Source organism: Paenibacillus aceris, assembly GCF_017874035.1.
GTDB lineage: Bacteria > Bacillota > Bacilli > Paenibacillales > NBRC-103111 > Paenibacillus_E > Paenibacillus_E aceris.
Map to the genome: position 1 here is coordinate 426,856 of NZ_JAGGKV010000001.1, position 25,383 is coordinate 452,238.

At 48.5% G+C, this 25,383-nt stretch carries 20 protein-coding genes; 4 read left to right on the plus strand and 16 right to left on the minus strand.

Annotation, left to right across the window (positions count from 1 at the left end):
• Positions 1-21: 21 nt before the first annotated feature.
• The 3 genes from J2Z65_RS02115 to J2Z65_RS02125 all read right to left on the minus strand — a co-directional run bounded on the left by J2Z65_RS02115 (position 22) and on the right by J2Z65_RS02125 (position 6,445).
• A complete protein-coding gene (locus J2Z65_RS02115) occupies positions 22-1,896 on the minus strand; it encodes a bifunctional homocysteine S-methyltransferase/methylenetetrahydrofolate reductase (protein ID WP_167064121.1) in 1,875 nt (624 codons plus the stop codon).
• Positions 1,897-1,992: 96 nt separating this feature from the next.
• Complete coding sequence (dapF, locus tag J2Z65_RS02120; RefSeq protein WP_167064118.1) at positions 1,993-2,826, minus strand: diaminopimelate epimerase; 834 nt, start codon at positions 2,824-2,826, stop codon at positions 1,993-1,995.
• 823 nt (positions 2,827-3,649) lie between these two features.
• Positions 3,650-6,445 (minus strand): calcium-translocating P-type ATPase, SERCA-type, encoded by a 2,796-nt coding sequence (locus J2Z65_RS02125; protein WP_167064115.1) that lies wholly within the window; start codon positions 6,443-6,445, stop codon positions 3,650-3,652.
• Positions 6,446-6,628: 183 nt separating this feature from the next.
• On the opposite strand from J2Z65_RS02125, the gene J2Z65_RS02130 reads away from it, so the two are divergent.
• A complete protein-coding gene (locus tag J2Z65_RS02130) occupies positions 6,629-8,392 on the plus strand; it encodes an Rqc2 family fibronectin-binding protein (RefSeq protein WP_167064112.1) in 1,764 nt (587 codons plus the stop codon).
• Between the two features lie 48 nt (positions 8,393-8,440).
• Here J2Z65_RS02130 and galU read toward each other — a convergent pair whose 3' ends face one another.
• The 5 genes from galU to J2Z65_RS02155 form a co-directional block, all read right to left on the minus strand.
• Positions 8,441-9,322: a UTP--glucose-1-phosphate uridylyltransferase GalU gene (gene galU / locus J2Z65_RS02135; RefSeq protein ID WP_167064109.1), complete on the minus strand. Its 882-nt coding sequence runs from the start codon at positions 9,320-9,322 to the stop codon at positions 8,441-8,443.
• Positions 9,319-10,176 carry a PHP domain-containing protein gene (locus J2Z65_RS02140; protein ID WP_240159901.1) on the minus strand — a complete coding sequence of 286 codons (858 nt, stop codon included), beginning with the start codon at positions 10,174-10,176 and terminating at the stop codon, positions 9,319-9,321. Before J2Z65_RS02140 ends, galU begins: the two co-directional genes overlap by 4 nt.
• 36 nt (positions 10,177-10,212) lie before the next feature.
• Positions 10,213-11,124 (minus strand): selenium metabolism-associated LysR family transcriptional regulator, encoded by a 912-nt coding sequence (locus J2Z65_RS02145; protein ID WP_167064106.1) that lies wholly within the window; start codon positions 11,122-11,124, stop codon positions 10,213-10,215.
• Positions 11,125-11,237: 113 nt separating this feature from the next.
• On the minus strand, positions 11,238-11,675 hold the full coding sequence (locus J2Z65_RS02150) for a hypothetical protein (RefSeq protein ID WP_167064103.1): 438 nt from the start codon (positions 11,673-11,675) through the stop codon (positions 11,238-11,240).
• A 211-nt stretch (positions 11,676-11,886) separates the two neighbouring features.
• Positions 11,887-12,150: a YlbG family protein gene (locus J2Z65_RS02155; protein ID WP_167064100.1), complete on the minus strand. Its 264-nt coding sequence runs from the start codon at positions 12,148-12,150 to the stop codon at positions 11,887-11,889.
• Between the two features lie 48 nt (positions 12,151-12,198).
• Between J2Z65_RS02155 and J2Z65_RS02160 the strand changes: the two genes are divergently transcribed.
• Positions 12,199-13,203, plus strand: coding sequence for an asparaginase (locus tag J2Z65_RS02160; RefSeq protein WP_167064097.1), 1,005 nt, complete (start codon positions 12,199-12,201; stop codon positions 13,201-13,203).
• A 6-nt stretch (positions 13,204-13,209) separates the two neighbouring features.
• On the opposite strand, the gene J2Z65_RS02165 is transcribed toward J2Z65_RS02160, so the two are convergent.
• The 8 genes from J2Z65_RS02165 to J2Z65_RS02200 form a co-directional block, all read right to left on the minus strand.
• Positions 13,210-13,659, minus strand: coding sequence for a YlbF/YmcA family competence regulator (locus J2Z65_RS02165; RefSeq protein ID WP_167064094.1), 450 nt, complete (start codon positions 13,657-13,659; stop codon positions 13,210-13,212).
• A gap of 84 nt (positions 13,660-13,743) precedes the next feature.
• Positions 13,744-15,795, minus strand: coding sequence for a helicase-associated domain-containing protein (locus tag J2Z65_RS02170; protein ID WP_167064091.1), 2,052 nt, complete (start codon positions 15,793-15,795; stop codon positions 13,744-13,746).
• The gene (locus J2Z65_RS02175) at positions 15,785-17,491 is read right to left on the minus strand and encodes a DNA repair helicase XPB (RefSeq protein WP_167064088.1); all 1,707 of its coding nucleotides are present in this window, start codon (positions 17,489-17,491) and stop codon (positions 15,785-15,787) included. Before J2Z65_RS02175 ends, J2Z65_RS02170 begins: the two co-directional genes overlap by 11 nt.
• A gap of 138 nt (positions 17,492-17,629) precedes the next feature.
• Positions 17,630-18,703, minus strand: coding sequence for a Gfo/Idh/MocA family protein (locus J2Z65_RS02180; RefSeq protein ID WP_167064085.1), 1,074 nt, complete (start codon positions 18,701-18,703; stop codon positions 17,630-17,632).
• A gap of 68 nt (positions 18,704-18,771) precedes the next feature.
• Entirely contained in the window at positions 18,772-19,932 is a 1,161-nt protein-coding gene (locus J2Z65_RS02185; protein WP_167064082.1) for a Gfo/Idh/MocA family protein, read from the minus strand.
• Positions 19,933-20,094: 162 nt separating this feature from the next.
• Positions 20,095-21,843 carry a PAS domain-containing sensor histidine kinase gene (locus J2Z65_RS02190; RefSeq protein ID WP_167064079.1) on the minus strand — a complete coding sequence of 583 codons (1,749 nt, stop codon included), beginning with the start codon at positions 21,841-21,843 and terminating at the stop codon, positions 20,095-20,097.
• Between the two features lie 139 nt (positions 21,844-21,982).
• Positions 21,983-22,423, minus strand: coding sequence for a CBS domain-containing protein (locus J2Z65_RS02195; RefSeq protein ID WP_167064076.1), 441 nt, complete (start codon positions 22,421-22,423; stop codon positions 21,983-21,985).
• Positions 22,424-22,485: 62 nt separating this feature from the next.
• The gene (locus tag J2Z65_RS02200; protein ID WP_209855709.1) at positions 22,486-23,655 is read right to left on the minus strand and encodes an amidohydrolase; all 1,170 of its coding nucleotides are present in this window, start codon (positions 23,653-23,655) and stop codon (positions 22,486-22,488) included.
• 203 nt (positions 23,656-23,858) lie between these two features.
• On the opposite strand from J2Z65_RS02200, the gene J2Z65_RS02205 reads away from it, so the two are divergent.
• Both J2Z65_RS02205 and ftsW read left to right on the plus strand, forming a co-directional pair.
• Positions 23,859-24,206: a YugN family protein gene (locus tag J2Z65_RS02205; RefSeq protein ID WP_167064073.1), complete on the plus strand. Its 348-nt coding sequence runs from the start codon at positions 23,859-23,861 to the stop codon at positions 24,204-24,206.
• A gap of 13 nt (positions 24,207-24,219) precedes the next feature.
• Positions 24,220-25,377 (plus strand): putative lipid II flippase FtsW, encoded by a 1,158-nt coding sequence (gene ftsW, locus J2Z65_RS02210; RefSeq protein WP_167064070.1) that lies wholly within the window; start codon positions 24,220-24,222, stop codon positions 25,375-25,377.
• Positions 25,378-25,383: the final 6 nt, after the last annotated feature.

Here is a 25,383-nt window from a genome sequence, read left to right on the forward strand (position 1 = left end):
CATCCATTACCCTATTTTAATTCATTTTGAAAGTGGGTACAAGTGGAAATCATGACGATTCGACTTTTCCCATACATACTTTGTCAGGTCAACACACATCTCATACGCCAGAAAAGGAGTCATCAGATAGATGCCATTGAAGTAAGGCATCGCCGCATCCAGCAGCTCTTTGGCAATCTCCACGCCCATTGCCCGGCCTTCCGGCCCCTTGAGTCCGCTCATCCGCGCTCTAACATCGTCGGACAATCGGATACCCGGCACTTCGTTATGCAAATATTCCGCATTCCCTCCGCTTGCCAGCGGTGCAATTCCGATGAAGATCGGTATGTTCAGATGCTTGGTCGCTTCATAAATTTGTTCGATGAGCTTAGCGTCGTAAACCGGCTGCGTCATGATGTAATCGGCACCGGCCTCGATTTTGCGTTCCAAACGCTGAACCGCTTTATCCAAATGCTTGACATTCGGGTTAAACGCAGCTCCGACCACGAAGTTAGCCTTCTGCTTCAACGGTTTGCCGGAGAATGCAATTCCTTCGTTCAGCTGTTTAATCATCCGAATGATCTCAAAGGAGGTCAGATCGTATACGGAGCTGGACCCGGGAAGATCGCCAAACTTGGCGGGATCGCCGGTCACGGCCAGCACGTGGTCGATGCCCAGCGCGTGAAGCCCCATGAGATGGGACTGCGTCCCAATCATGTTGCGGTCGCGGCACGCGATATGAATCAGCGGACGCGCGCCAAGCTTATCCTGCACGAGATAGCCGAGTGCCAGGTTGCTCATGCGCGTCACCGCGAGGGAATTGTCGGCCATTGTAATGGCGTCGACATGTGCGTCCTGCAGGGCCTTAGAGCCCTGCATAAATTTCTCGATGTCGAGATCCCGCGGGGGATCCAGCTCGACGATGACGGTTTTGCGCTGCTTCACGATCTCCAGCAGCGAGGGCTTGCCTGCCGGCGGCGCAGGCTTCGCCGGTGCCGGCTCTAACACGCGCACGCTCCGCGCGGGGGCCGCCTTGCCCGGCGCAGCCGGCACGTAACCCTGCAGCGCCTTGGCGACTGCGGCGATATGCTCCGGCGTAGTGCCGCAGCAGCCGCCGATGATGCGCGCGCCGAGATCGGCGAAGCGCAGTGCGCTTTCGGCGAAGTATTGCGGCGTCGCCGCATATGTGTACTGGCCGTCGACGTAGTCGGGCAGCCCCGCGTTCGGGAACGCGGAGAACGGCACGCCAGCCAGCGGGATGAGTTTCTCCATCGAGCGGAGAATCCCGTTGGGTCCGACGCGGCAGTTGAAGCCGATGACGTCGGCGCCGTCATCCTGCAGCCGCAGGAAAGCTTCCTGCAGCGGAACGCCGTCCTGCGTGCTGCCTGTTCCTTCATTCGCGAACTGGCAAATAACCGGCAGGTCGCTCATGCTGCGGATGATCCGCAGCGCAAGCTGCAGCTCTTCCAAATCGTAGAAGGTTTCCAGCAGGAGCCCGTCCACCGGCGAATCCAGAAGAATGGAAATCTGCTCCCGCAGCGATTCTTCGACATCAGCCGTACGGACGTTTTTGCGCTTGCCAGCACGGATCGAGCCAATGGCTCCGACGACATAAGCGTTATCTCCGACAGCTTTTCTCGCAAGCTCTACGCCTGCGCGGTTAATCGCTTCAACATCGCTTTCCAATCCGTATTTGGATAGCTTTTCGCGGTTGGCCGAGAACGTATTCGTTTCAATAAGACGAGCACCTGCCTCAAAATAACGGCGGTGCACATCAGCAACCGTTTCCGGTCTGAGCAGATTCAGTTCTTCATACGAAATGCCTACCGGAAATCCCATTTGATATAAATAAGTCCCCATAGCGCCATCACCGGTCAAAATTTCCCGCTGCAATGCCGCTCGAAGATCCAGTTTCATAATAATCTCCCCGCTTACTAAAAAAATGTAGTTATAATGTATCACAAATGATGGGAGATATTAAGTTAATCGTTTATCAATAATTCTGATAGATGGCTACTCCAATGTCCCCTGATACACTTCTTCTGCAGGTCCCGTCATATAAACGTGATTATCTTCTTCATTCCACTCTATGAACAGCTCTCCGCCTTTTAGTGAAACCGTAGCCTGACGGTCGGTAAGCCCATTTAGCACGGAAGACACAAGAGTCGCACAAGCACCGGTCCCGCAAGCAAGCGTAGGACCTGCGCCCCGCTCCCAAACGCGCATATCGGTGTAAGCACGATTTCTCACGCTAACGAATTCAACATTGACTTTGCGAGGGAACATAGGGTGTACTTCCAGCTTCGGCCCCCATACGGCAAGATCGAAATTGACCGCATCCTCCACATAAATCACGCAGTGCGGGTTGCCCATAGACACAGCCGTGAACCGAAACTCTCTGCCGTCCACTTCGATCGGATGATTAATGACTTTTGCCTCATTTACCGTAGTAGGAACTTCAAGTCCTTGCAAAATCGGCTGCCCCATGTCTACGCGAACGGTAGCCACTTTTCCCTCTTGCACATTCAGTTGGACCTTTTGCACGCCTGCGCCCAATGTTTCAACAGTAATCTCTGTCGAATCAGTAAGCTTGTGATCGTAAACATATTTAGACACACAGCGAATCGCATTGCCGCACTGCTCAGCTTCGGACCCGTCGGAGTTAATAATGCGCATTTTAAAATCTGCCGTATCAGAAGGAAGAATATATACTAAACCGTCGGCGCCAATTCCAAAGAAACGATTGCACAACCGGATCGCAAGTTGATCCACTTCGGCAGGCAGTTCTTTTTCACCAGCAATGACAATAAAATCATTGCCTAAACCATGCAATTTTGTAAATTTCATTGTGTTCAGCACTCCAAATGTGTGTTTTAGCCAATATCATAGCGTAAAAATGCGCGAATGCATAGCCCTTTCTCCCGTTTTTTGCGTCGATCTTCGATTTTCGCGGTTTCTGAGACTTCTTCACAGGAATTCAGGACGGAGTATTGGAGGAATCTTCCGAGGTCATTTGGAGAACATTTGAAGCGGTATGCGAGGAGTTAAAAGAACTGCCTGCCTTGGTGAGGAGCTAATTAATGTATTGATGAAGAGCTGAGCAAGGAAATGATATGAGTTGCTTATGGCACTGGATGAGGAGCTGGATAAGGCCCCGGTAGCGGGCTGATTGACTGGGTGAGGCACTAGTTGAGGCACTGATTGAGGACTGGGTGAGGCACTAGTTGAGACACCGGGTGAGCGACCTGGTCGAGGTACTGCTTGAGGCACTTGTTGAGAAGAGCTAGGTGAGGTACTCGTTTAGACTCTAGTTTAGACATTGAGAGAGACACTTGATAAGGCATTGATCGAGGATCCCTGAGTCAATGGGATAGTGTCCATTGAATCGCATGAGATGATTTAGCCCCCTCCTACGACCCTTTCCAAATAAAGAAACTAGAGGGTGCTATTTAGGCCAAATTATCACTTTAGAGAGCCAAACGGAACTACAGGACCCTATTTCCACACTCAAGCCATCATTTCTGCTAAAATCGGCAAAATAGAAGACCGAGGTTCCCATAAATCCCCCAAACAGCAGTTTTGGAGTTGAATAGCGGATCCTAGATTCCGCATGACAAAAGGCTGACCCACAGATCTGAAATGACCTAGTGAGACAGCCCCGCATCTAAGCTTATCGGAAACTTGCTTTGGACGATGAATTATAAGCTGCCGGACGTGACCCTTTCGTACGCTTCGGCGACAGCACGCTGCCCAGTCCCATGAAAAAGGTCGGGATACCGGCGGCGATCAGAACGAGAATCCAGTCCTTCCAGCCGAGAGGAACCGTTTTGAAGATCGGTTGAAGAGCTTCCACATACATAACGGCCAGCATCAACACGAGTGAGGATAACACAGCAAGCACAAGGTAACGATTTTGCAGCGGATTGCGGTGAAAAATCGAACGGGAGCTGCGGCAATCGAACACATGGATCAGTTGAGCCATAACCAGCGTTGCGAATGCGACGCTTTGTGCTTTCAGTAAGGTAGCAGCATCCGAAGGATCGGTCCGCAGTACGAGCCAGAAAGCCGCCAATGTACAAACGCCGATGAGAATACCGCGGGAAATAATTTTCCACCCAAGCCGTCTCGCAAAAATATTTTCCTTCGCCGATCGCGGCTTATGCTGCATCAAGTCCTTCTCTGCTTGGTCAACGCCGAGCGCCATAGCAGGGAGCCCGTCCGTTACCAGGTTCACCCACAAAATTTGAATCGGAACAAGCGGTAAAGGCAGCCCCGCCATCATTGCGATAAACATCGTCATAATTTCGCCTACATTGGAGGCGAGCAAATACCGGATGAATTTGCGAATATTTTCGTAAATCCCACGACCCTCTTCAATCGCTGCAACAATTGTGGAAAAGTTGTCATCGCTGAGAATCAAGGAAGAAGCTTCTTTCGAAACATCCGTCCCCGTAATCCCCATGGCGATCCCGATATCGGCAGCTTTAATCGCCGGCGCATCATTCACACCGTCCCCCGTCATGGCGACAACATGTCCTTTGCGCTGCAAGGCTTTGACGATGCGCAGCTTATGCTCTGGCGATACCCTTGCATACACGTAAGTATCATTAACCTTGGCTTCCAAGTCCTCGTCCGACATGGACGCAAGCTGCTGCCCGCTCAAGCTCACTCCGTTGCCTTGAATCATGCCGAGCTGTTTGGCAATCGCCTCTGCCGTCGTTTGATGGTCACCGGTAATCATGACCGTTTTAATGCCTGCTTTGCGACATTTGGAAATGGCTTCGCGCACTTCTTTACGAGGAGGATCAATCATGCCGGTTAACCCGATGAAGACCAAGCCATTTTCCACAGCTTCATAGTCATCGTAGCGGTCGGTGCTTTTAAGTTCTTTATATGCGATGCCAAGCACCCGCAGGGCGGATCTTGCCATTCCTTCGTTAGCCGCCATTACTTTTTGCTTAAGTGTGGACGTAAACGGAATCACTTTGCCATCCCACAGAATGTAGCTGCAATGCTGGAGCAGAACGTCAGGAGCTCCCTTCGTACAGGCCATGCGGCCATTTTCAGAAGACACGAGAACAGACATCCGTTTGCGTTCAGAGTCAAAAGGGAATTCAGCGATCCGTTTGTATTTATCGCTAAGCGATTCGTGTGTAATCCCACTCTTCGCACTCAAAACAACTAACGCTCCTTCGGTCGGATCTCCTTTGATATTCCAAACAGAAACGCTAGTTTCTTTGGCATCCTTGCCTTTCTTCCGCTTCAGCTCCTGCTTTTCCTCATATAACGTTGCGTTATTACAAAGCACGGACACATGAAGCAATCTGCTTAACGAAGGGTTTTTGAGCAGATCAGCGTTTTGTCCGCCAATTTGAATATCCCCGACCGGCGCATAGCCGTCTCCTGTTACTTCCAGCACATCACCGCCAACCCATAGGTGTGTAACAGTCATTTTGTTCTGTGTGAGCGTTCCTGTTTTATCAGAACAAATGACCGAAGCGCAACCTAGTGTTTCAACAGAAGGCAGTTTTCTTACAATCGCTTTGCGTTTTATCATTCGCTGTACGCCAAGAGCTAGAGCTATTGTTACAATGGCCGGCAACCCTTCGGGGATCGCAGCGACCGCTAAGCTAACACCTGCGAGGAACATCGCATAAGGCTGTTGTCCATGCATAATGCCTGCAACGACTACAAGAATGGTCAGCGCGATGGCGACAATAATCAAAATCTTCCCAAGCTGCTCTAAGCGATGCTGCAGTGGTGTTTCCATCGATTCCGTATTTTGAATCAAATCGGCAATTTTTCCCATTTCGGTATTCATTCCGATCCGAACGACAACAGCTTTGGCTGTGCCTCGTGAAACCATCGTTCCCATGAAGCCCAGATTTCGCTGATCCCCGAGCGGTACTTCATCATGCGGTATAGCCGCCGTCTGCTTGCTGACTGCGACAGACTCCCCTGTCAGCGCGGACTCCTCGATGTAGACGCCATTCGTCTCAAGGAATCGCACGTCTGCCGGAACCCGGTCACCGCTTTCAAGTAAAATAATATCGCCCGGCACCAGATCACGCGCAGGTATTTGATGAACGGCCCCCTCTCTCCAAACATTTGCATTAGGGGCTGATAATTCTTTCAGTGCGCGTAACGAACGCTCGGCTCGAAATTCCTGGGAAAAGCCAAGGATGCCATTCATCACAATGATGATAACGATCGTGATAGCATCTAAATATTCGCCGAGCAAGCCGGATATCAAGGTCGCCCCCAATAAGACCAGCACCATGAAATCTTTGAATTGATTCAAAAGCAGCGTAATCGGAGAGACGCGATGCCCTTCAGAAAGCTCATTGCGACCTGCTTCTCCCTGCCGCTTCCAAGCCTCTTCCCAGGGCAATCCTTGCTGCGTGTCCACCTGCTGTAGCTGCAGGACTTCTTCCGATGTCAACTGGTACCACTTATTCTGACTCATTCGCCCTTCTCCCTCCCACTTCCCACTTGATCTTGCCTCTCACTCATACGTAAATGTATTCAGACAAGCCGGAAAATATCCCTGAAATCATCTTTCCCGGTGACTAATGCTTAAGTTTTTGTGAAAAGTATGGCATCATAGAGGATAGCAAAGTTTTCAACCTAGAATGGAGTTGTATGTATCATGGCATTAGACGGACTAGTCTTGCATGCGATTGTTCATGAATTACAAACGTGTGTAGGTGGCCGCATTAATAAAATTCATCAGCCCAGCGAGAATGACATCATTCTGCAAATCCGGGCTCAGGGGCAAAATGTAAAGCTTCTCCTTTCAGCGAATCCCACCTATCCAAGGGTCCAGCTCACGGAGCAAACTTCTTTAAATCCCCTGGATGCACCGATGTTCTGCATGCTTCTTCGCAAACATTGTGAGAACGGGGTTATTGAAGCTGTAGAACAAATCGGCATGGAACGCGTCATCCGTTTGCAAATTCGACACCGTGATGAATTAGGCGATATGAGCACCAAACAGATCCTTGTGGAAATTATGGGTCGGCACAGCAATATCATTCTTCTGGATCCGGCGACAGACACGATTCTGGACGGCATTCATCATGTAACCCCTGCTATCTCCTCCTATCGAATTGTTATGCCGGGTAGCAAGTATGTCACACCGCCTGCTCAGGATAAGCAAAACCCGCTTGAGGTGGATGAACGAACCTTCCGTCAAGTGATGGATCCAGCCGTTGGGGAGGAGTCCTCGAACTCGGATAAACCCGAACAAAGGCTTGTCGCTGCATTCAGCGGGCTAAGTCCTTTGATTGCCAAGGAGATCGTATATCGCAGCCGCCAAGGCGGGGGAAGCGAGGAAGCGACCGATTTGAAGGCTTTGTGGCAATCTTTTGACAGCGTCATGACGGCTGCGCGTGAACATCGCGACGAGCCCGTCATTACTGAGCAGAAAAGTACCGGCAAATTTTTCTTTGCCATGACGCCGCTCACGCATATTGAGGGCGAGTCCACGGCATACATGGCGCCAAGCGCTTGCTTAGAGGCATTTTACGGGGACAAAGCAGAAAGAGATACGGTCAAGCAGCGCGTGGCGGATTTGCTCCGTTTTTTGCATAATGAATCCAACAAAAATGTAAAAAAACTGGAAAAACTCCAAGGAACCGTCGATGACTCTAAGGACGCCGATAAACATCGGGTTCTGGGCGAGCTCCTGACCGCCTCCTTGCATGACATTAAAAAGGGAGATCGGGAGATTGAAACGATCAACTACTATGATGAAGATCAAGCCCTGATCAAGATTCCTTTGGATCCGCTGCTGAGCCCGTCGGAAAATGCGCAGCGCTATTTTAAAAAATACACAAAAATGAAAAACAGCACGGCCATCGTTGAGGAGCAAATTGAACAAACCCACCAGGAGATTGCGTATTTGAACTCCCTGCTGCAGCAGCTAAGTGTCGCTTCTTTAACAGATATCGAAGAAATCCGAGATGAGCTCATGGAACAGGGCTACATCCGCGACCGCAACAAAAAGCAGCGTAAAAAGAAGAAGAAAGATAAACCGGCTCTGGCCTGCTACATGTCCAGTGAGCAAATTCCGATCTATGTCGGTAAAAACAATACACAGAATGAATTTTTAACGAACCGGCTTGCCGCTTCCTCCGATACATGGCTGCATACGAAGGATATTCCAGGCTCCCATGTTGTGATCCGGGGCGATAATTATTCCGAGACTACGCTGAGAGAGGCCGCTCAGCTAGCCGCCTATTTTAGTCAAGCCAAACACTCAAGCCAAGTCCCGGTTGACTACACAACGATCAAACATGTTCATAAACCAAATGGTTCCAAGCCCGGTTTTGTCATCTATGTCAATCAAAAAACGCTGTTCGTGACGCCGGATGAACATGAAATCAAGCAGATGAAAGTAACTATAAAATAGAGAAAGAACCTAGCGCAGCTTTACTGCACTAGGTTCTTTTGCTTGTCCCTACTCGGATTCCAGTTTTTTAGTCAAATTTAGAAGATATGCTTTCACTTGGTTCTGCAAATCCGGGCGCTGCAGAGCAAGCTCGATGGTCGCTTCAATGTATCCCAGCTTGTCGCCAACGTCGTAGCGGTTCGCTTTCATCAAATAAGCAGCCATTTGCTGCTCTCTATTGAGAACACGGAGGGCATCCGTCAATTGAATTTCCCCGCCTCGTCCAGGCTCCTGCCGCTCCAAAATCCCAAATATTTCAGGCATGATGAGGTAACGGCCGATTACGGCTAAATTCGAAGGTGCTTGATCACGGTCAGGCTTCTCAACAAGATCTTCAATCAAGCGATAGCTGCCGAAGTTCATCGCCGGAGAAACGATCCCGTATTTACTCACATCTTCCCATGGCACTTCTTGTACAGCAATAACGGATGTTTCGGTCTGTTCGTAAATGTCCATCATTTGTTTAAGTCCTGGCCGAGAAGACTGGAGAATATCATCCCCCAACAGAACTGCAAACGGCTCATCTCCAATAAATTTGCGTGCGCACAAGATGGCATGTCCGAGCCCTAAAGGTTGCTTTTGCCGGATGTAATGGACATCGGCCAGGTTGGAAACGGACTGCACAATGTTTAGCAATTGTGTGCTGCCTTTTTCCTCAAGCATCATTTCCAGCTCAACGGATTTGTCAAAATGATCCTCAATCGCACGCTTGTTGCGGCCGGTTACGATAATAATATCCTCAATCCCGGATTCAATCGCTTCTTCCACGATATATTGAATAGCAGGCTTATCCACGATCGGCAGCATCTCTTTCGGCTGCGCTTTGGTGGCTGGCAGGAATCGCGTCCCTAGTCCAGCTGCAGGAATAATGGCTTTGCGTATCTTCTTCAAGGGCGCTGCTCCTTCGCTTTTTGTAGGCTTTGTAACACGTCGATTCCTATTCGTTTCGAACCGATAGGTGCGTGAAACACAACGCCCCCCCGTTCGCCATGGAAATCGGAACCTGCCGTGATAAGCAGTCCTGTACGCTGAGCGAGCTCAAGATATTTAGCCTCATCTTCCGGCGTGTGATCGGAATGGTAGACCTCAATGCCGTCTAACCCTTGCAGCGTAATAGCCTCAACAAGCGCATCATCATGGTAAATGCCGGGATGAGCGAGCACGGCCTTTCCGCCTGCCTCATGAATCCATTGAATGGCCGTCTCTGGTTGAATGCGAGGCGGGTTGGCATAAGCGGCAGCTCCCGTGCCCAGATACTTGTCAAATGCCTCGCTGATGGACGAGACGTAGCCTTTACTCAAGAGTACCGCAGCGATATGAGGTCTTCCAACGGTGTCGCCTTTGCGTTTAATATTCGCGACTTCCTTCCGTACGTCATCCATCGTAATGTCCATACCGAGCTGCTGCAGTTTATCAATGATCATGTCATTACGAGTATTTCGGGTGTCGCGTAGTAACGCCAATCTCTGCAGAAACTGCTCGTCATCAATTTGTATGTAATAACCCAGCACATGTATATCTTGTCCGCCAAGAACCGTTGAAATCTCAACCCCGGGCACGACTTCAATCCCGAGCTTGAGACCTTCCTCAAGCGCTTCAGCAACCCCTGAAACGGTATCATGATCCGTAATGGCAATAGCCCCTAGTCCTGCATCGTAGGCCATTTGAACGTTAGCAGCAGGCCGCTGCGTCCCATCTGAAGCTGTTGTATGTGTATGCAAATCCGCTTCCATTTTTGCTGTCATTTCTGATCCCCCTTGTCTTCACTACAATCACTCTTTTCAAAGGAAACGGCTCAAATCTTCTTGCCGCAAGAATGTCATAAAGCTTACCGCGGAAATAGGAAGCAGCGTAGAATTCAAATAAATAGCATAGAAGCTGCGTTCAAACCTAATGTTCTCAATCGTCTTCACTTTAAACAGTCCTAACGTCACTTCATGCTTGACGGAAGACTGCGATAGGATGGATATGCCCAGCCCCGCTTCAACGGCCGATTTGATAGCACCTGTGCTGCCAAGCTCCATGACAATCTTCATAGAGGAACAATCCATGTTGCAGCGGGCAAACTCCTCTTCCATCACTCTTCTTGTCCCAGAGCCTTGCTCACGAAGAACAAACGGATATTTCAGCACCTCTTCGAGCGTGACGACGTCCATGTCCGCCAGCGGATGATCGGCCGGGACAATAAGCTTAAGCTCGTCGCTTAGAATAGCTTCCGTATGAACATCCGGATGATGAATCGGCGCTTCGACTAATCCGAAGTTCAACTGATGGCCAAGAACCTCATCGAGAATCTGTGTTGTGTTCATCACCTTCATGGACACCGAAATGTTAGGGTAGTCCTTGCTAAATGGACCCAGAAGGCGTGGCAATATGTATTCACCCATCGTTAAGCTCGCACCCAGCTGCAGCCGTCCTTCAATCATTTTGGTGAATTTGGACATTGCAACATCCGTTTCACGGATAAGCTCTATGCTGTTCTTAGCAAACGGCATCAGTGCCCGTCCCGCTTCGGAGAGCTCAATCTTCTTCGTGCTGCGGTGAAATAGCTTCACGCCGAAATAATCCTCAAGGGATTGAACCTGCATCGTAACGGCTGGCTGCGTCATATGTAGGGCTCCTGCTGCATGTGAGAAGCTGCCTTTCTCCGCAACGGTATAAAAAATATGGAGTTGATGAAAATTAAGTGCCATGAAAACCCGCCTCTCTTTGCTACCATTATATGAAATTGAACGCAGACAGTCCATTCAGACATAAAAAAGAGCATGCCACGATGGACACGCTCTTTACCTAGCCCATTATTCGGTTAGCGACGCTTACGGCTGTTCTTGATCAACGTCATGCGCCGCGAGTGTCTAAGCCAAGAATAATATGATTTCAAATCGCGGAGTTCCATCGTTTCGGACATTCGCCCGAGGAAGGTGACGATGATCATTTTGTGCAGCGGATTGCCCACGAGATCGGTTTCATGCTCCAATTGAGAAAACTCGGCAACGACAACGAGGTCGTCATCGATCAGATAGACGTCTTCTTCATTGCGATAATAAGGGACGATGCTATCATTTTTAAGCTTTTCCCATAGAAAAGCACAAATCTCTTCAAGTGAATTGTTTTCGCTGGAAACACGATCACTCCATCTCAGCTTAGCATGATTCGTGATCACGACATCCGCCACTTTCTTATCACCCAGCTGCACGAAGAATGGTTCATAAGTACTCCATCTCCCCATTACCTTGTCTTTCATGATCACAACCCCTTTCCTACTAAAATGAGACCGTGTACCTATTCCATACTTGTATGTAAGTTATAGTTTACTTGATTATAACTTTTTTTCCCATGGAAGAATATATAAAATTATTAATAAATATTTGTGAAATCTTGAAAAAATGCTTATTATCTAAAAATTCAAAAAATAAAAAAAGCTTCTTGCGAAGCTTTCGTTTTGCACTGCAGCCTCAAAGGGTGTAAAATCTAGTTTTGTCCGGCACATCACTACTGTATTCGGTTTTGATTTCGTTGCGGTAGGACTTCTCGACTTTTTTGACATACGGCAGCTTAAGTAAGCTGCGAGTCGTCTCCTCAACTTTATTGGCATGTATATAAAGAACTGCATAATTCATTTTCTTGGATATGTAATGAAGTGATCCGAACCGTTCCAAATTTCTGGCGGCTTTGATATCGTTGACCCAAATGATTAACCCGCTGCGCTCAATCATCATGATTGCTACCTCTTTTCAATAATACTAGTTATGGAGTGATACCACTACATGAAGCCTTCTAACACCATTGTCCGCGTGTACCGCGGAAGCATAACGGAAAGTATCCACCGCGTTCACCTTGCGGTTGTTAACACCCAAGGGGCGCTGTTGCACGGAGCAGGCGACCCGCAATTCCTTACCTTCGCCCGTTCGACGGCGAAGCTCATTCAAGCGCTGCCGGTAATTGAATCCGGCGCGGCTGATCATTTCGGCCTCGGAGATGCCGAAATTGCTTTGTGCTGCGCTTCCCACAATGGGGAAGCTGAGCACGTGAGCGCTGCCCGAGGCATTCTCGGCAAGCTCGGGTTCCATCATGAGCACCTGCAGTGCGGTGCGCATGAACCGTATCACGCGCCGACCGCGCAAGCGATGCGCGAAAGGGGTGAAGCGCCGACCACGCTGCACAACAACTGCTCGGGCAAGCATTCCGGCATGCTGGCGCTTTGTGCGCATCTCGGCGCGTCGCCAGATACGTACATGAGCCTTCAGCATCCTGTGCAGCAGCTCATGCTGGACGCGGTGTGCGCCATGTCCGACATCCCAAAATCGCAAATGGAACTCGGCATCGACGGCTGCGGAGTGCCTGTGTTCGGCATGCCGATTCCTCATTTGGCTCTTGCTTTCGCACGATTGGGAAGCCCGGAAGGACTCCCAACGGTCCGTGCAAACGCTTGCCAGAGAATCGTCGCCGCGGTGCAAAAATATCCTCAATTCCTTGCAGGCAACGATCGCTTTGACACGCAATTAATCAAAGTGACACAAGGCCGGATTATCGGCAAGATGGGAGCTGAAGGTATTTTCGCATTAACAGTCCCAGATAAGGGATTAGGCTTCGTACTGAAGATTGAAGACGGAAATCAGCGAGCGCTGTATCCCGCTGTAATCGAAGCGCTGAAACAACTTAATCTGCTTACGGCAGCCGAAGTGGGCGAGCTTGCCGCTTTTCATACGCCAACCGTTCATAACTGGCAAGGAACCGAGGTCGGAATCATCCGCCCCGATTTCCAGTTGTAGCATGAATTAACCGCAATTGCCGCTGCAGCTCCCGCCGGAGGAACATCCTTTACCGGTTGGGAGCGGGTTATTGCTTGGAACTTTAATAGATTCAGAAACAGCGTGAGCGATCGTTGTGGATACCGTGAATAGCAAGTCGTCCAACCGATCCTCCGCCTCTTTAAATTTGCGCACCGCCTCAACGCTATGCAGCTTGTCCTGAATGTCGTTCACTGCAGCCAGAGCTTCATGATAGCTTGGATGATAGTGCCCAAAGCGCTCGCATTCCTCGAAAGCATCTTTCTTTCGGGCGAAGACGGCTTTCAGCTCTTTCACTTCCGCACTGTTCTCTACAGCGTTCTTCCAATATAAATAATCTGCCACTTCAGCAGAGGAATTAATCATGTCACCCATGTCATAGGCCTGCATAAGAACGGCCGACATATCAATCGTTTCTGCTTCCATTGTCTGTAACATACCTATGTTCAACTTCCTTCCTCTTAAAGAGTATTCAACATCTCTACTATACCACAGTTCCTCCAGAGTTTCTTCCTTTTCTCTTCAGACCGATTTGTAGACACCCTCGTCATTAATGCCCGGCAAAATGAGTTTCATTTCCTCCCAGTCCTCACCGGACAACGAAATCTCCTGATGCTCTTCCAAGCCTTCCAGGATCCAACCAGACCGTTCTTCCCGCAAATTTCGAGGAATAATAACGCGGCTCTGCCCTTCTTTGCGCAGCTGCAGGCAGCTTTTCCATTCAATCGCCTTACGAATCATTTCTTTGCGCGTAGAGCCGTGATATGACCGGAAATCTTGAAGCCAGCTTATCGGAATAGTTCCCATATCCGGATACAAATCCCCCTGCTCAGGCAGCCCCGCATCCATCTCATAAAGCTGAATAGAATCCCTGGAATAACATAAGCCAGGTGTCTGATATTCCAAAGTGCTCCCGGAATTGGCAGCGGGATCAGGCACGTTTTTACGGCTGCTTTTGGGGCTATAGCCCATATTCTCTAAACACTTCGTAAGGGGAATCAGCTGAACTTTGGGTACGATAAAATCCGCGTCGCCGACACGATCCCTAAGAAATGGCTGGCATTTTTCGTTTCTGAGCAAGGCGTCCGCAATTTCGCTGGATCGGCAGCGAAGCAGCGTTACCTCTTCAAAATGCACCTTTCCCGCCTGCTCTCCCCATTGACGCAAAGTCAGAATTACAGGCTCAGGAACGTCATAATACGCATTCTCTTGCAGCATCCGGATGATCTCTTCACTACTATTCCCCGCTTCCCAGGCACGATAAAAGCTTTCTTTCGTTACGTGATAGGTGCGCACATGATCCGTCTGCTTAAGGTCAGCGAATGAAGCGATGTCCCATTCCGTACGAAGCGCTGCATCCGGAAGCAAAAGTATTTCAAAATCAGGCTGCACATAAAGCGAAGGAACCTTTGCTTGCTGTTCCATTGAGTTTGCGCGGCCCGCGCTGAGCTCGCTCTCCGAATATGTACCGTTTTCGCCTCGCGGTGAAACTAGCCACCGAAACCAGACGCCGCCATGTTCATCGGCGGCGAGCTCCGCAAACCGGAAAATTGACAGCGGGAGAATCCAGGCCGACAGCAATGACTCACGAAGCGACTCCGCTTCATTCACCTGACTTTTTAGAGAGCAGCATTCCAAAATCCCCTTCGTAATATCGTCTACCTGATACCACTGCCCCGTCTGAGCCCTCTCCGTCCACGCTAAGCCATGCTGAAGCCACACAGGTGCCGGAAGCAGCAGCTGACGCCAAACGCGGTATAACTGCCCCTGCTGCCAGTCGTAGGGACCTTGAAGCCACGACATCCAAGCTTCCTTGTTGAAGATGAGCTCTTCGCCATTCCCCGAAAGGAAGCCCATCCGAATTGCCAATTCGAGCATGAATACAGTCCCGTCATCATATTGATCTCTGAAAGCATACGTAATCCCCGAGGAGCGCAGCAAATCCCCCGGCATTGAGAGGTGCTGGGTTAGCTTTGAGAGCTGCTTTTTATGTAAAGTCCCTTTATTCGTTAAAGGAAGTGAAGGCTGCTGCGAACATGCCACAAGAAAATGAAATAGCTGCTGTGCGAGACCTCTCGCATGAACCTGAGCGGTTTCCTGATCTGTGCCGTTCATGGCGGTAGCTCCAGCAGGCAGCAGTTCTAGCGAACTTTCCTTTTCAACGGCCGTCATTCGTGTAACGGAGGGGAAAAGAAGGGCTTGCCAGCTGTCAAAAGCATCCTCAGGCAGCACAAAAAGCTGCTCTCCCCATGCTTTTCGAAAAGCGGCAATAATGCCTGCCCTTCTAAGGCCTATGAGGCCTATAGCAACTTGTGCACCGGCCATGCGAAGGCCTGCTTGCTTTTCAAGCGCATCGCTCGTGAACGATTCGCAGCCGAATGCAGAAAGAATAAGTCGAAGTGTATTTTTTTCATCAACAGACAGATGAGATAGCAGTCTTATGAGATATTTTCGATTCGTCAGCAGATCAGGCAAGGAAACCCCCTCTTTGATATAAGGGGAGCACCAAGCTTGGTTAGAAATAAGCTTCTTTAAAGGTTCAGGCATTCTATTAATTACGTGTTCATACCTCATGCTTTTCTCCTTTTCGTTCTTTCGCCTCAGGACTCCACCTTGTAATGCAGTATTCATAGCCTTGTTCCACCAAAAACAGCTGGCGCTTCATGGCAAAATCCTGCTCCTTCGTATCCTCGCTGATGATCGAATAAAATACGGCAGCGTTGGAGCCGCTGCTCTTCGGGCGAAGAATACGCCCCAGCCGCTGCGCTTCTTCTTGACGTGAGCCGTAGCTGCCCGACACCTGGATAGCTACCGCGGCATCCGGCAAATCCACTGCAAAATTGGCCACTTTGGAGACGATTAGCAGCGGTAATTGCCCTTTTTTGAATCGTTCATACAAGTCCTCCCGCAGTTCATACGCCATCGAACCGCTAATCATCGGTGCACCGGTATGGGCTGCAATTCGTTCCAACTGATCAATATATTGACCGATAATAAGTGTTGGTTCATGGGGATGAAGCCGCAGCAGGTGGTCAATCACTTCTTGTTTGGCTGTATTTTCGCCGGCAATCCTGAACTGCGCTCTGGCCCCAGAGGCTCCATAGCGGTCGCGATCGCTCTCAGAGAGATGAACCCGCACTTCTTGGCAGGTTACCTTTGCTATCCAGCCTTTCGACTCCAGTTCCTTCCAAGCCATATCGAATTTCTTCGGCCCAACCAAGGAGAACACATCTTCCTCTCGGCCGTCTTCCCTTATTAACGTAGCGGTTAAACCAAGTCTGCGAGTCGCTTGAATGTCCGCCGTTGCCCGAAAAACGGGAGCAGGCAGCAGATGCACCTCATCATAAATGATGAGTCCCCATTCTCTTTCGCTGAACAACCGCATATGAGCGAAATCGTCTCCCTTTTTCCCGCGATGCGTTAGGATTTGGTACGTTGCGATTGTGATTGGCCGGACTTCCTTGCTTGTCCCGTTATATTCGCCAACTTGATCTTCTCCCAGGCCTGTTTTGCTTAAAATTTCACGCTTCCACTGCTTCACAGATGTGACATTCGACGTAAGAATCAACGTAGCGCAGCTGCACCTTGCCATCGCGGCGATGCCAATCACTGTTTTTCCGGCTCCGCACGGAAGCACAAGCACACCGCTTCCTCCTTCTCCGATGCGATGAAACGCATCAACGGCACTCTTTTGATAGTCGCGCAATTGAAAAGGCTCTTCTACCGTTTCTTCGCTCCGCAGTTGGATCGGGAGAAATTCACCGCTGCGGTAGGCAGCTAAATCTTCAACCGGATAACCCAGCTTGATCAGTTCCTGCTTCAACAAGCCGCGAAATGCCGGTGAAATGGCAATAGCCCGCTCGCCGCGGGTGTCTTCTAAATATTTTTTTAGTGAATCATACGCACGAATTTCTTTCAATATCACTGTGTCGTCGCTGACAAGGTAGAGCTCTTTTCCGACGTTTTCCATGCGCAGAATCCCGTATCGGTTCGCATATTTCCGAATGCTGCTGAGTACGGAGGAAGGAACACCGAATTTCGCATGTTGCTGCAAGCAAGCGGACATTTGTTCCACGGGCATGCCGGCTGCTGTTGCATTCCAAAGCGAGAGCGGCGTAATTCGATACGTGTGGAGATGCTCAGGGCTTTTGATAAGATCCGCAAAACGGGATAAAGTCCCACGAACGGACTCAAATTTAGGATGATGCGTTTCCAACAAGACAGACAAATCACTCTGAACAATCAGAGGACGGGTAGGATCTCCATTCATTGGCGTGCCACCTCCTTTCTCTCTAGTATGAAAGGAAAGCATGGGATTTAAACCTAGTTGCCCCGTCCGTTTTATTCATGAAAACGCAAAAACGGGCAGCCTGGCGACGATCGCCAGACTACCCGAATGATGAAAATTTTATTCAACGCGAATTGCTTTTTCCTGAGCAAGCAAGCAAAGCTCTGCTGCTTTGAACGTATGTGCCTGTGTCATGGCATTCTCTGTCCGATGGATACAATCAAGGATCAACTGGCCAAAGAAAGGAAATCCTACTTGACCATGAAGGCTGTAGTGCTTCTCACCTTGTTGATTGACCAAATACAACTGATCTCCTTGCGGATCGCGTGCGATGTCAATATATTTACGGAGTTCGATATATCCTTCCGTCCCAAGGATCAGCGTGCGTCCGTCGCCCCATGTTCCCAGACCGCTCGGTGTCAGCCAGTCCACACGGAAATAGTTGGTTGCCCCATTGTCCCCAACCAAAGTAGCGTCACCGAAATCCTCCAGCTCTGGATAATCCTTCGCATGATAGTTCGCTACTTTACTGCTTACAACGGTTGCGTCCTTACATCCTGCGTAATGCAGAAATTGTTCGATCTGATGGGAGCCGATATCGCACAAAATGCCGCCATACTTATCTTTTTTGAAAAACCAATCCGGTCTGCCAGATGCCCCAAGACGGTGCGGTCCAAGACCAATCACCTGAACAACCCGGCCGATAGCACCCTCTTCAATCAATTGTCCGGCAAACACAGCGCTCTCTACATGCAAACGTTCACTGAAGTAAACGGCATATTTGCGGCCCGTCTCTTCCACCTTCGCTTTGGCAGCGGCTAGCTGATCCAACGAGGTGAATGGTGTTTTGTCCGTAAAGTAGTCTTTGCCGTTCTCCATCGCCCGGATGCCTAACGCTCCGCGCTCTGACGGAACTGCAGCTGCAGCGATAAGTTTGACTTCCGCGTCGTCAAAAATTTCTTGCTCCGAAGAAGCCGCTTTCGCCTGTGGATATTTCGCAATGAAAGCCGCAACCTTCGCCGGATCTTGGTCATAGACCCATTTCAGCTCCGCGCCAGCTTCCAGGAGGCCATTGCACATCCCGTAGATATGACCATGATCTAGAGCAATAGCTGCGAAAACGAACTCACCTTTTTGAACGACAATATTCGGCTTTCCTTTTGGTGCATAATTCATTCCATCGCTTTTTTGCATATCCGAATTCCTCCACGATTTCCCCATTATATGGAAGGGTCAATTAGTCTATATGGATCGATAATGAACTATCTTGAGGCGGAAACATCAAATGTCGTAAATCCAGCTTCTTTGTTAACGGTGGAATTTTTGATTTTATCTTGCAAATGCTGTTCGAAAAGCTCTTCGTCAATCGGCAGATCAACCCAGTTGTCCGTCCATGTGGATAACAGCATCGCATTGGAAAGCATTAAGCCTTTGATGCCTTCTTCCCCTGGTGCAACGAGCGGAGTTCCATGCAGGATCGCATCTACAAAGTTTTGAGTAATCCCCTTGTGGCTTGTTTCCTTGCCTTCGATAGGGATATCGATTTTCCAGCATTCCGGTTGACCAAATCCGCCTTTAAATGTTTCGTTAAATTCTCTTTCGGAAACACGTAAACGCCAGAATGTCAGCTTGCCATCTTCAATCACAATTTTGCCGCGATCCCCGGAAATCTCAAAGCGGTTCGTTCCAGGAGCTTCGCCTGTCGTTGTAACGAACAGCCCTGTCGCGCCGTTCTCGTACTCAACGAATGCTGTAACATCATCCTCAACTTCGATATTGCGGTGTTTACCGAAATAACAGAACGCACGAACGCGTTTCGGCATCATATCGATCGTCCACTGCCACAAGTCAAGTTGATGCGGATCCTGATTAATAAGAACGCCTCCGCCTTCACCAGCCCAAGTTGCACGCCAGCCGCCTGAATCGTAATAGCTTTGGGATCTGTACCAGTTTGTAATAATCCAGTTCGTTCTACGGATTTCGCCAAGCTCACCGGAGGAAACCAGATCTTTCAACTTTTTATATAAAGGATTAGTACGCTGATTGTACATCATGCTGAATACTTTGCCTGATGCTTGTGCAGCTTCATTCATTTGTCGAACTTGTTTCGTGTATACACCCGCCGGCTTCTCGCACAATACATGGAGTCCAGCTTTAAATGCTTTGATCGCTACTTCAGGATGGTCATAGTGCGGAGTTGCAATCAGTACACTATCAATAACGCCTGAGTTCAGGAATGTATCAAGATTGTCGAATAATTGGATGCCTTCACCCAAGTTTTCTTTCGCCCATTCCAAACGATCCGCTCTGAACTCGCATATAGCCGTTAACTCGGCGCCTTTTACCTCGTTGTTCACCAAATATTTGGCATGTCCGGTTCCCATGTTGCCCAGACCAATAATACCAATCCTAACCTTCTCCATATGTACTCACCTTTTTCCTGTCAGATTCACAATGATTGAACACGTTACCAATGTAGCATATTTAGCGTTCCGCATCTTGTCGCAGATTGACTACCTTATTGCGAACTTTGACAGATGCGCAATTCACCCATGTAAAAAGGACCGGTTTTCCGGTCCGATGACTCAGGAGCAGGCTGGCAGTTCAATTAGCACCGTTGTGCCCACTCCAACCTTGCTTTGATATTCAATATGCCCTTGATGTTCATCAATTATTGCAAAACTAACCATCAAACCGAGACCTGTTCCTTTCTCCTTCGTTGTGTAAAAGGGTTCCCCGATGCGCGGCAGCCGCTCCTCAGAAATGCCAAGCCCCTGATCGACGAAAACGTAAGCTACGCCATTCGTCATCATTCGTGCCGAGACTTGCAAGCTTCCTCCCGCAGGCATCGCTTCAATGGCATTTTTGATGACGTTGACGAAGACCTGCTTCAATTGATTTCGCTCGCATTTTACGTAAGGCAAACCGGATTCAAATTCAATTTCGATCAATACATTGTTCATAATGGCTTGGGTATTCAGCAGTTCTATCACTTCGTTCAAGATCGCTATCGTATCATAGGGACGGTAATCTACGACCTGCGGTTTAGCAAGGATAAGGAGCTCGCCCAGAATCAACTCGATCCGGTTAAACTCTTCCTTCATGATCTGATAGTAGCGTTGCTTGCTTTCTTCGTTCGCATGACACATGAGCTTGGCAAATCCCTTGAGCGCTGTGAGCGGGTTGCGAATCTCATGAGCAATGCCTGCAGCCAGCTGTCCGGCAACCTTCAATTTTTCTGTTTTACGGAGAAGTTCCTCCGTTTGTTTCTGTAGCGTGATGTCCTGCACGATTCCGAAGACGCGCAGCGGTCTCCCCCATTGATCATAGGTTGTTTTCGCCAATGTATGAATAATATGCACATCCTGCTCGCCAACAACCATCCGGAATGTCAGATCCAACGATCCTATCTGAAGCACATCACGAACGCTTTGTTTCACTCTCTCAATTTCATCGGGATGCACGTATTGCATGAATCCCTCGATTCGATTATTAAACGATTCCCGCGGGAGTTGCAGCTTGGTAAACAATTCGTCGGACCAGAACAGCTCATCTCGGATCACATCCCAATCGTAATGAGCAAGTCCCGCGATTTCTTGCGCAATTTCCAGATTCGCTTTACTTCTCTTGAGTTCGGCTTCGATTTGCTTGCGTTCCGTAATATCACGCCATATACAAATTTTGCGGCTTCGCTCGCCCTCTTCAGTGAGCATCCATTTGTAGCTTTTCTCAAACCAAATATACCCACCCCTTTTATGAAGGAAACGGCAAGTGAGCATGCCTTGCGCTGTTTCGGAGGAAAGCTCCTCCGTAAATGTCTTTCGCATTGCTTCTATATCCTCAGGATGGCAGTAGGTCATAATGTTGATACCGATAAATTCTTCTACCTCATACCCTAAAAGGCGTGTTACGGCAGGGGATACAAATCGAAAAATACCAGCTTTCGACGTCAGTGTGATCAGATCTTGCGTATGTTCAATAAATTTATAATAGTAATTATAGTCCTCAAAAAAACTTATTTCCGCAAACTCCAGTTTTCGCAAAGCAATTTGTAAATTTCCTCCAAAAGGAAAAGCACTTACGCTTAACCATTGATTCGTTGACTTTACGTATTCCTCAAAATGAACTTCTTCTCCGCTTCGAACTGCTTTGTGAAACTGTTCATAACAGGCATTGCGCATGGCTGCCGGGAATTCGACCCAAACGTTTTTACCTACTAAAGCTTCCGGGGTTCTATTTAATATTTCTGCAGCGAAATCGTTTACATAAATGCACTGCCAACTTTCACTCAGGATAAACAAACCAAATTTATCAACGTCTTCCATTCTGTCCATTCTAAGATGATAACCCCTCTCTTGCCTGCTTCGCTCCCATTATCGCTTATCGCATATGGCTAGTAAAGATCGTTTTTAGTATTGGAAATAAAAAGAAATCTTTCCCCTTTAATAGGAGAAAGATTTCGCTATACGCCTTTTATCTTGCGCCGACCGGCGTTTTATCCGATGAGATTTTGCTGAGTGCCTGACCGGCTTCATCTTCGAAGCTTCCACGCACGGCCAGATCGCCAATGGCTACGATTCCGACAAGATCGCCGTTTTCAACAACCGGCAGCCGCCTGATTTGATTTTTGGCCATTATTTTGGCCGCCTCATCAATCGAAGTATTGGGATCTATAGTAGCAATATCTTTCGTTATGACCTTATCAACAGCCGTAGAACCTGAATGTTTTTCCGCGTAACCTCGAACAACCAGGTCTCGGTCGGTCACAACGCCTATGAGTTTATTACCGTCAACGACGGCAACGAATCCGATATCGTGCTGTTTCATTTTCAGAGCGATTTCGTATACATTATCCTGCAAAGTAACAGTCACGCAATCTTTACTCATAATATCTCTAACCGTTTTACCTGCCATGTCCACTATCCCTCCTCAGAGTTGTCTTACAGACATAGCATTCTCCAAAGGAAGGATGACATTCATGCCATATAATCCAAAGCCATTCCTAGCAGCAAATTGGCTGCATTCAACATTGACTTCTCGTCGATATCAAATTTGGGATGGTGATGCGGATGAATAATGCCCGCCTCCACATTGCCGGCCCCTACGAACATGTAACATCCTGGTCGATGGTGCAAATAATAAGAGAAGTCCTCTCCGGCCATAATAAGCGGAGATTCATGAGTAGCTTCTGCACCGAATAAGGCTGCGCCTATTTTAAAGAATCTCTGAGCTTCATTAACGTCATTTACAACGGTTGGATAGCCCATCTTATATTCAATTTCACAGGCAGCTCCGAACATCTCGCAGGTGGATTGAACCATTCGCTCGATGCGCTGCTTCACCTCTTGTCTGAGTTCCGCGTTAAAAGTCCGTACTGTGCCGTTAAGGACGCTCGTTTCTGCAATAACATTAAAGCTGGTTCCTCCGTGGAAAGAGCCAACGCTGACGACACAAGGTTCAATCGGATCTACCTGGCGGCTTACAATCGATTGTAGATTCACAACTAACTGCGAGGCGACGTAGATGCTGTCGATCGTTTGATGAGGCAGTCCGCCGTGTCCGCCCTTTCCTTGAATCTGGATGGTAAATTCGTCCGGCGCTGCCATTAAGGGACCCGCTTTGGAGTATACATGACCTACAGGGAAGGGGGTCCATAAATGAACGCCAAATACGGCGTCAACACCATCGAGAGCCCCGTCTTGAATCATGGAATCCGCGCCTCCAGGGGTGATTTCTTCAGCATGCTGGAACAGGAAAACCAGATTTCCTTTCAATTCAGCCCGATGTTGACTTGCTACCTTCGCTATTCCAAGCAGCGTTGATGTGTGGGCATCGTGGCCGCAAGCATGCATAACCCCTGATGTAAGCGAAGCATACGCACAATTCTTCTCGTCTTGGATAGGAAGGGCATCCATATCAGCCCGTAGAGCAACCGTAGGTCCCTCTCCGCTCCCGCGAAGCAGTCCAACGACTCCGCCTCCCCCGACGCCTTGACGAACTTCAATATCCCAACTGTGAAGATGATTCGCTATAAATTCAGCCGTCCGATATTCATGAAAAGAGAGCTCAGGGTTTTGATGCAAGTAGCGCCTCCAGGTAACCATTTCTTCATAAATGGCTTGCAAGTCCTCTTTAAATTCGAACATAGAATAATCCTCCGCTCATCCTTATATCTTGGTATTTCTCATTAAGCATTGTTATTGAACCTATTCTACCAAAATAATGCTGTAGTTTCATCTCCAAGTGCCATCAAATATTAGAAATTAGACTCAGCTATCGACTTGCAGAACCTTTGGAAACATACTATCATGAATAAAGAATGCATACGTACAATATGGAGGCGTTATTAGTGATTATTGAAGCAACTGGCCTAAAAGGCTTAAAAAGCGATCTGGCTCATCTGGATGAAGTAACGACGAAACTTGGTTTCGTGCGCTGGCAGTGGGAATACACTCGTGCTACTTACGATTTCAAAATGGAAGATAAAGCAAGTAAATCCGTGTACTTTTTACGTGTTAATGCACGCGTAGAATCCGGCAAACTGGAATCTCCTTATGCCATTTTGTTTCTAGAAGATGCATACATAGGCAGAGAAACATTCCCTCACGGCTTGGATTACGATTCACCTATTCCTGATTCGGTGCTTAAACTTTCCAAGCAAAAATTGGATCAGTTGAAGCAATTGTTAGCAGATTAGGCGAGGATACAGCATGAATCCACCTCGAAGAGGAACGCCGGATTTTCTGCTGCTATTTTTAACCTTTCTACTGGTGTGCTTCGGTTTGGCGATGGTGTTCAGTGCAAGCTCGATGACGAGCGCATATCGATGGGACGACCCTTGGCTTTTTACGCGTAAACAGTTAATTGCTGTTGGTATCGGTGTTGTAGGCATGCTGTTCTGCATGAATGTCCACTACACGAAGCTGAAAAAACTGGTCATCCCCGCGTTCTTTTGCGTTGTATTAGGTTTGATATTTGTTATCTTTACAAGTAAAGCTAACGGTGCTAGCAGTTGGTATACGCTTGGACGATACGGAATTCAACCGACAGAATTCGCCAAATTGATCGTTATCCTTTATTTAGCATCGCTAATAAGCAACAAGGATGAAAAGTTCCGAAGTTTCAAAAAAGGCCTTCTCCCTGCCATTGTGGTTGTAGCTTTTGTTTGTGGGTTAATCCTCATGCAACCCGATTTTGGCTCATGTATGATCCTTCTCGTCTGTTCCGTGATTGTCATCATGGTCGGAGGCTCCAATTTAAAGCACATTTTCGCTATTGGGACTGTCACCGCAGTCCTTGCTTGTTTGGGGCTAGCCTTATATTTGCTGCTAGGGAATACCGACGGTAATTATCGGATTCACCGGTTAACTTCATTCATGGATCCATTCGCAGATCCGCAAGGCACGGGCTTGCAGGTCGTACAATCCTTGTATGCTTTTGGCCATGGCGGATTCGCCGGTGCTGGGTTCGGACAAGGCATTCAGAAACTGCACTATTTGCCGGAAGCGCACAACGATTTCATTTTTGCCATTATTGGCGAAGAACTTGGATTTATTGGGAGCGCTCTTTTCCTTCTTATTTATCTGATTTTCATTTGGCGAGGTCTCCTGATTGCCGTTCGCTGTCCTGACATATTTGGCATGTTATGCGGCGTTGGAATCATGGTCATGTTCGCCATTCAAGCCTTCATTAATATCGGCGGCGTCACCGGAACAATTCCACTTACGGGGGTAACGCTCCCTTTCATCTCAGCAGGCGGATCATCCATGATGGTCTCGCTGATAAGTATGGGTATCGTACTTGGAATTTCCCGGGAACAATCACATAAGGAACCATCCACTGCTTCTACGCAGAAAAAAAGACCCTAATCGACT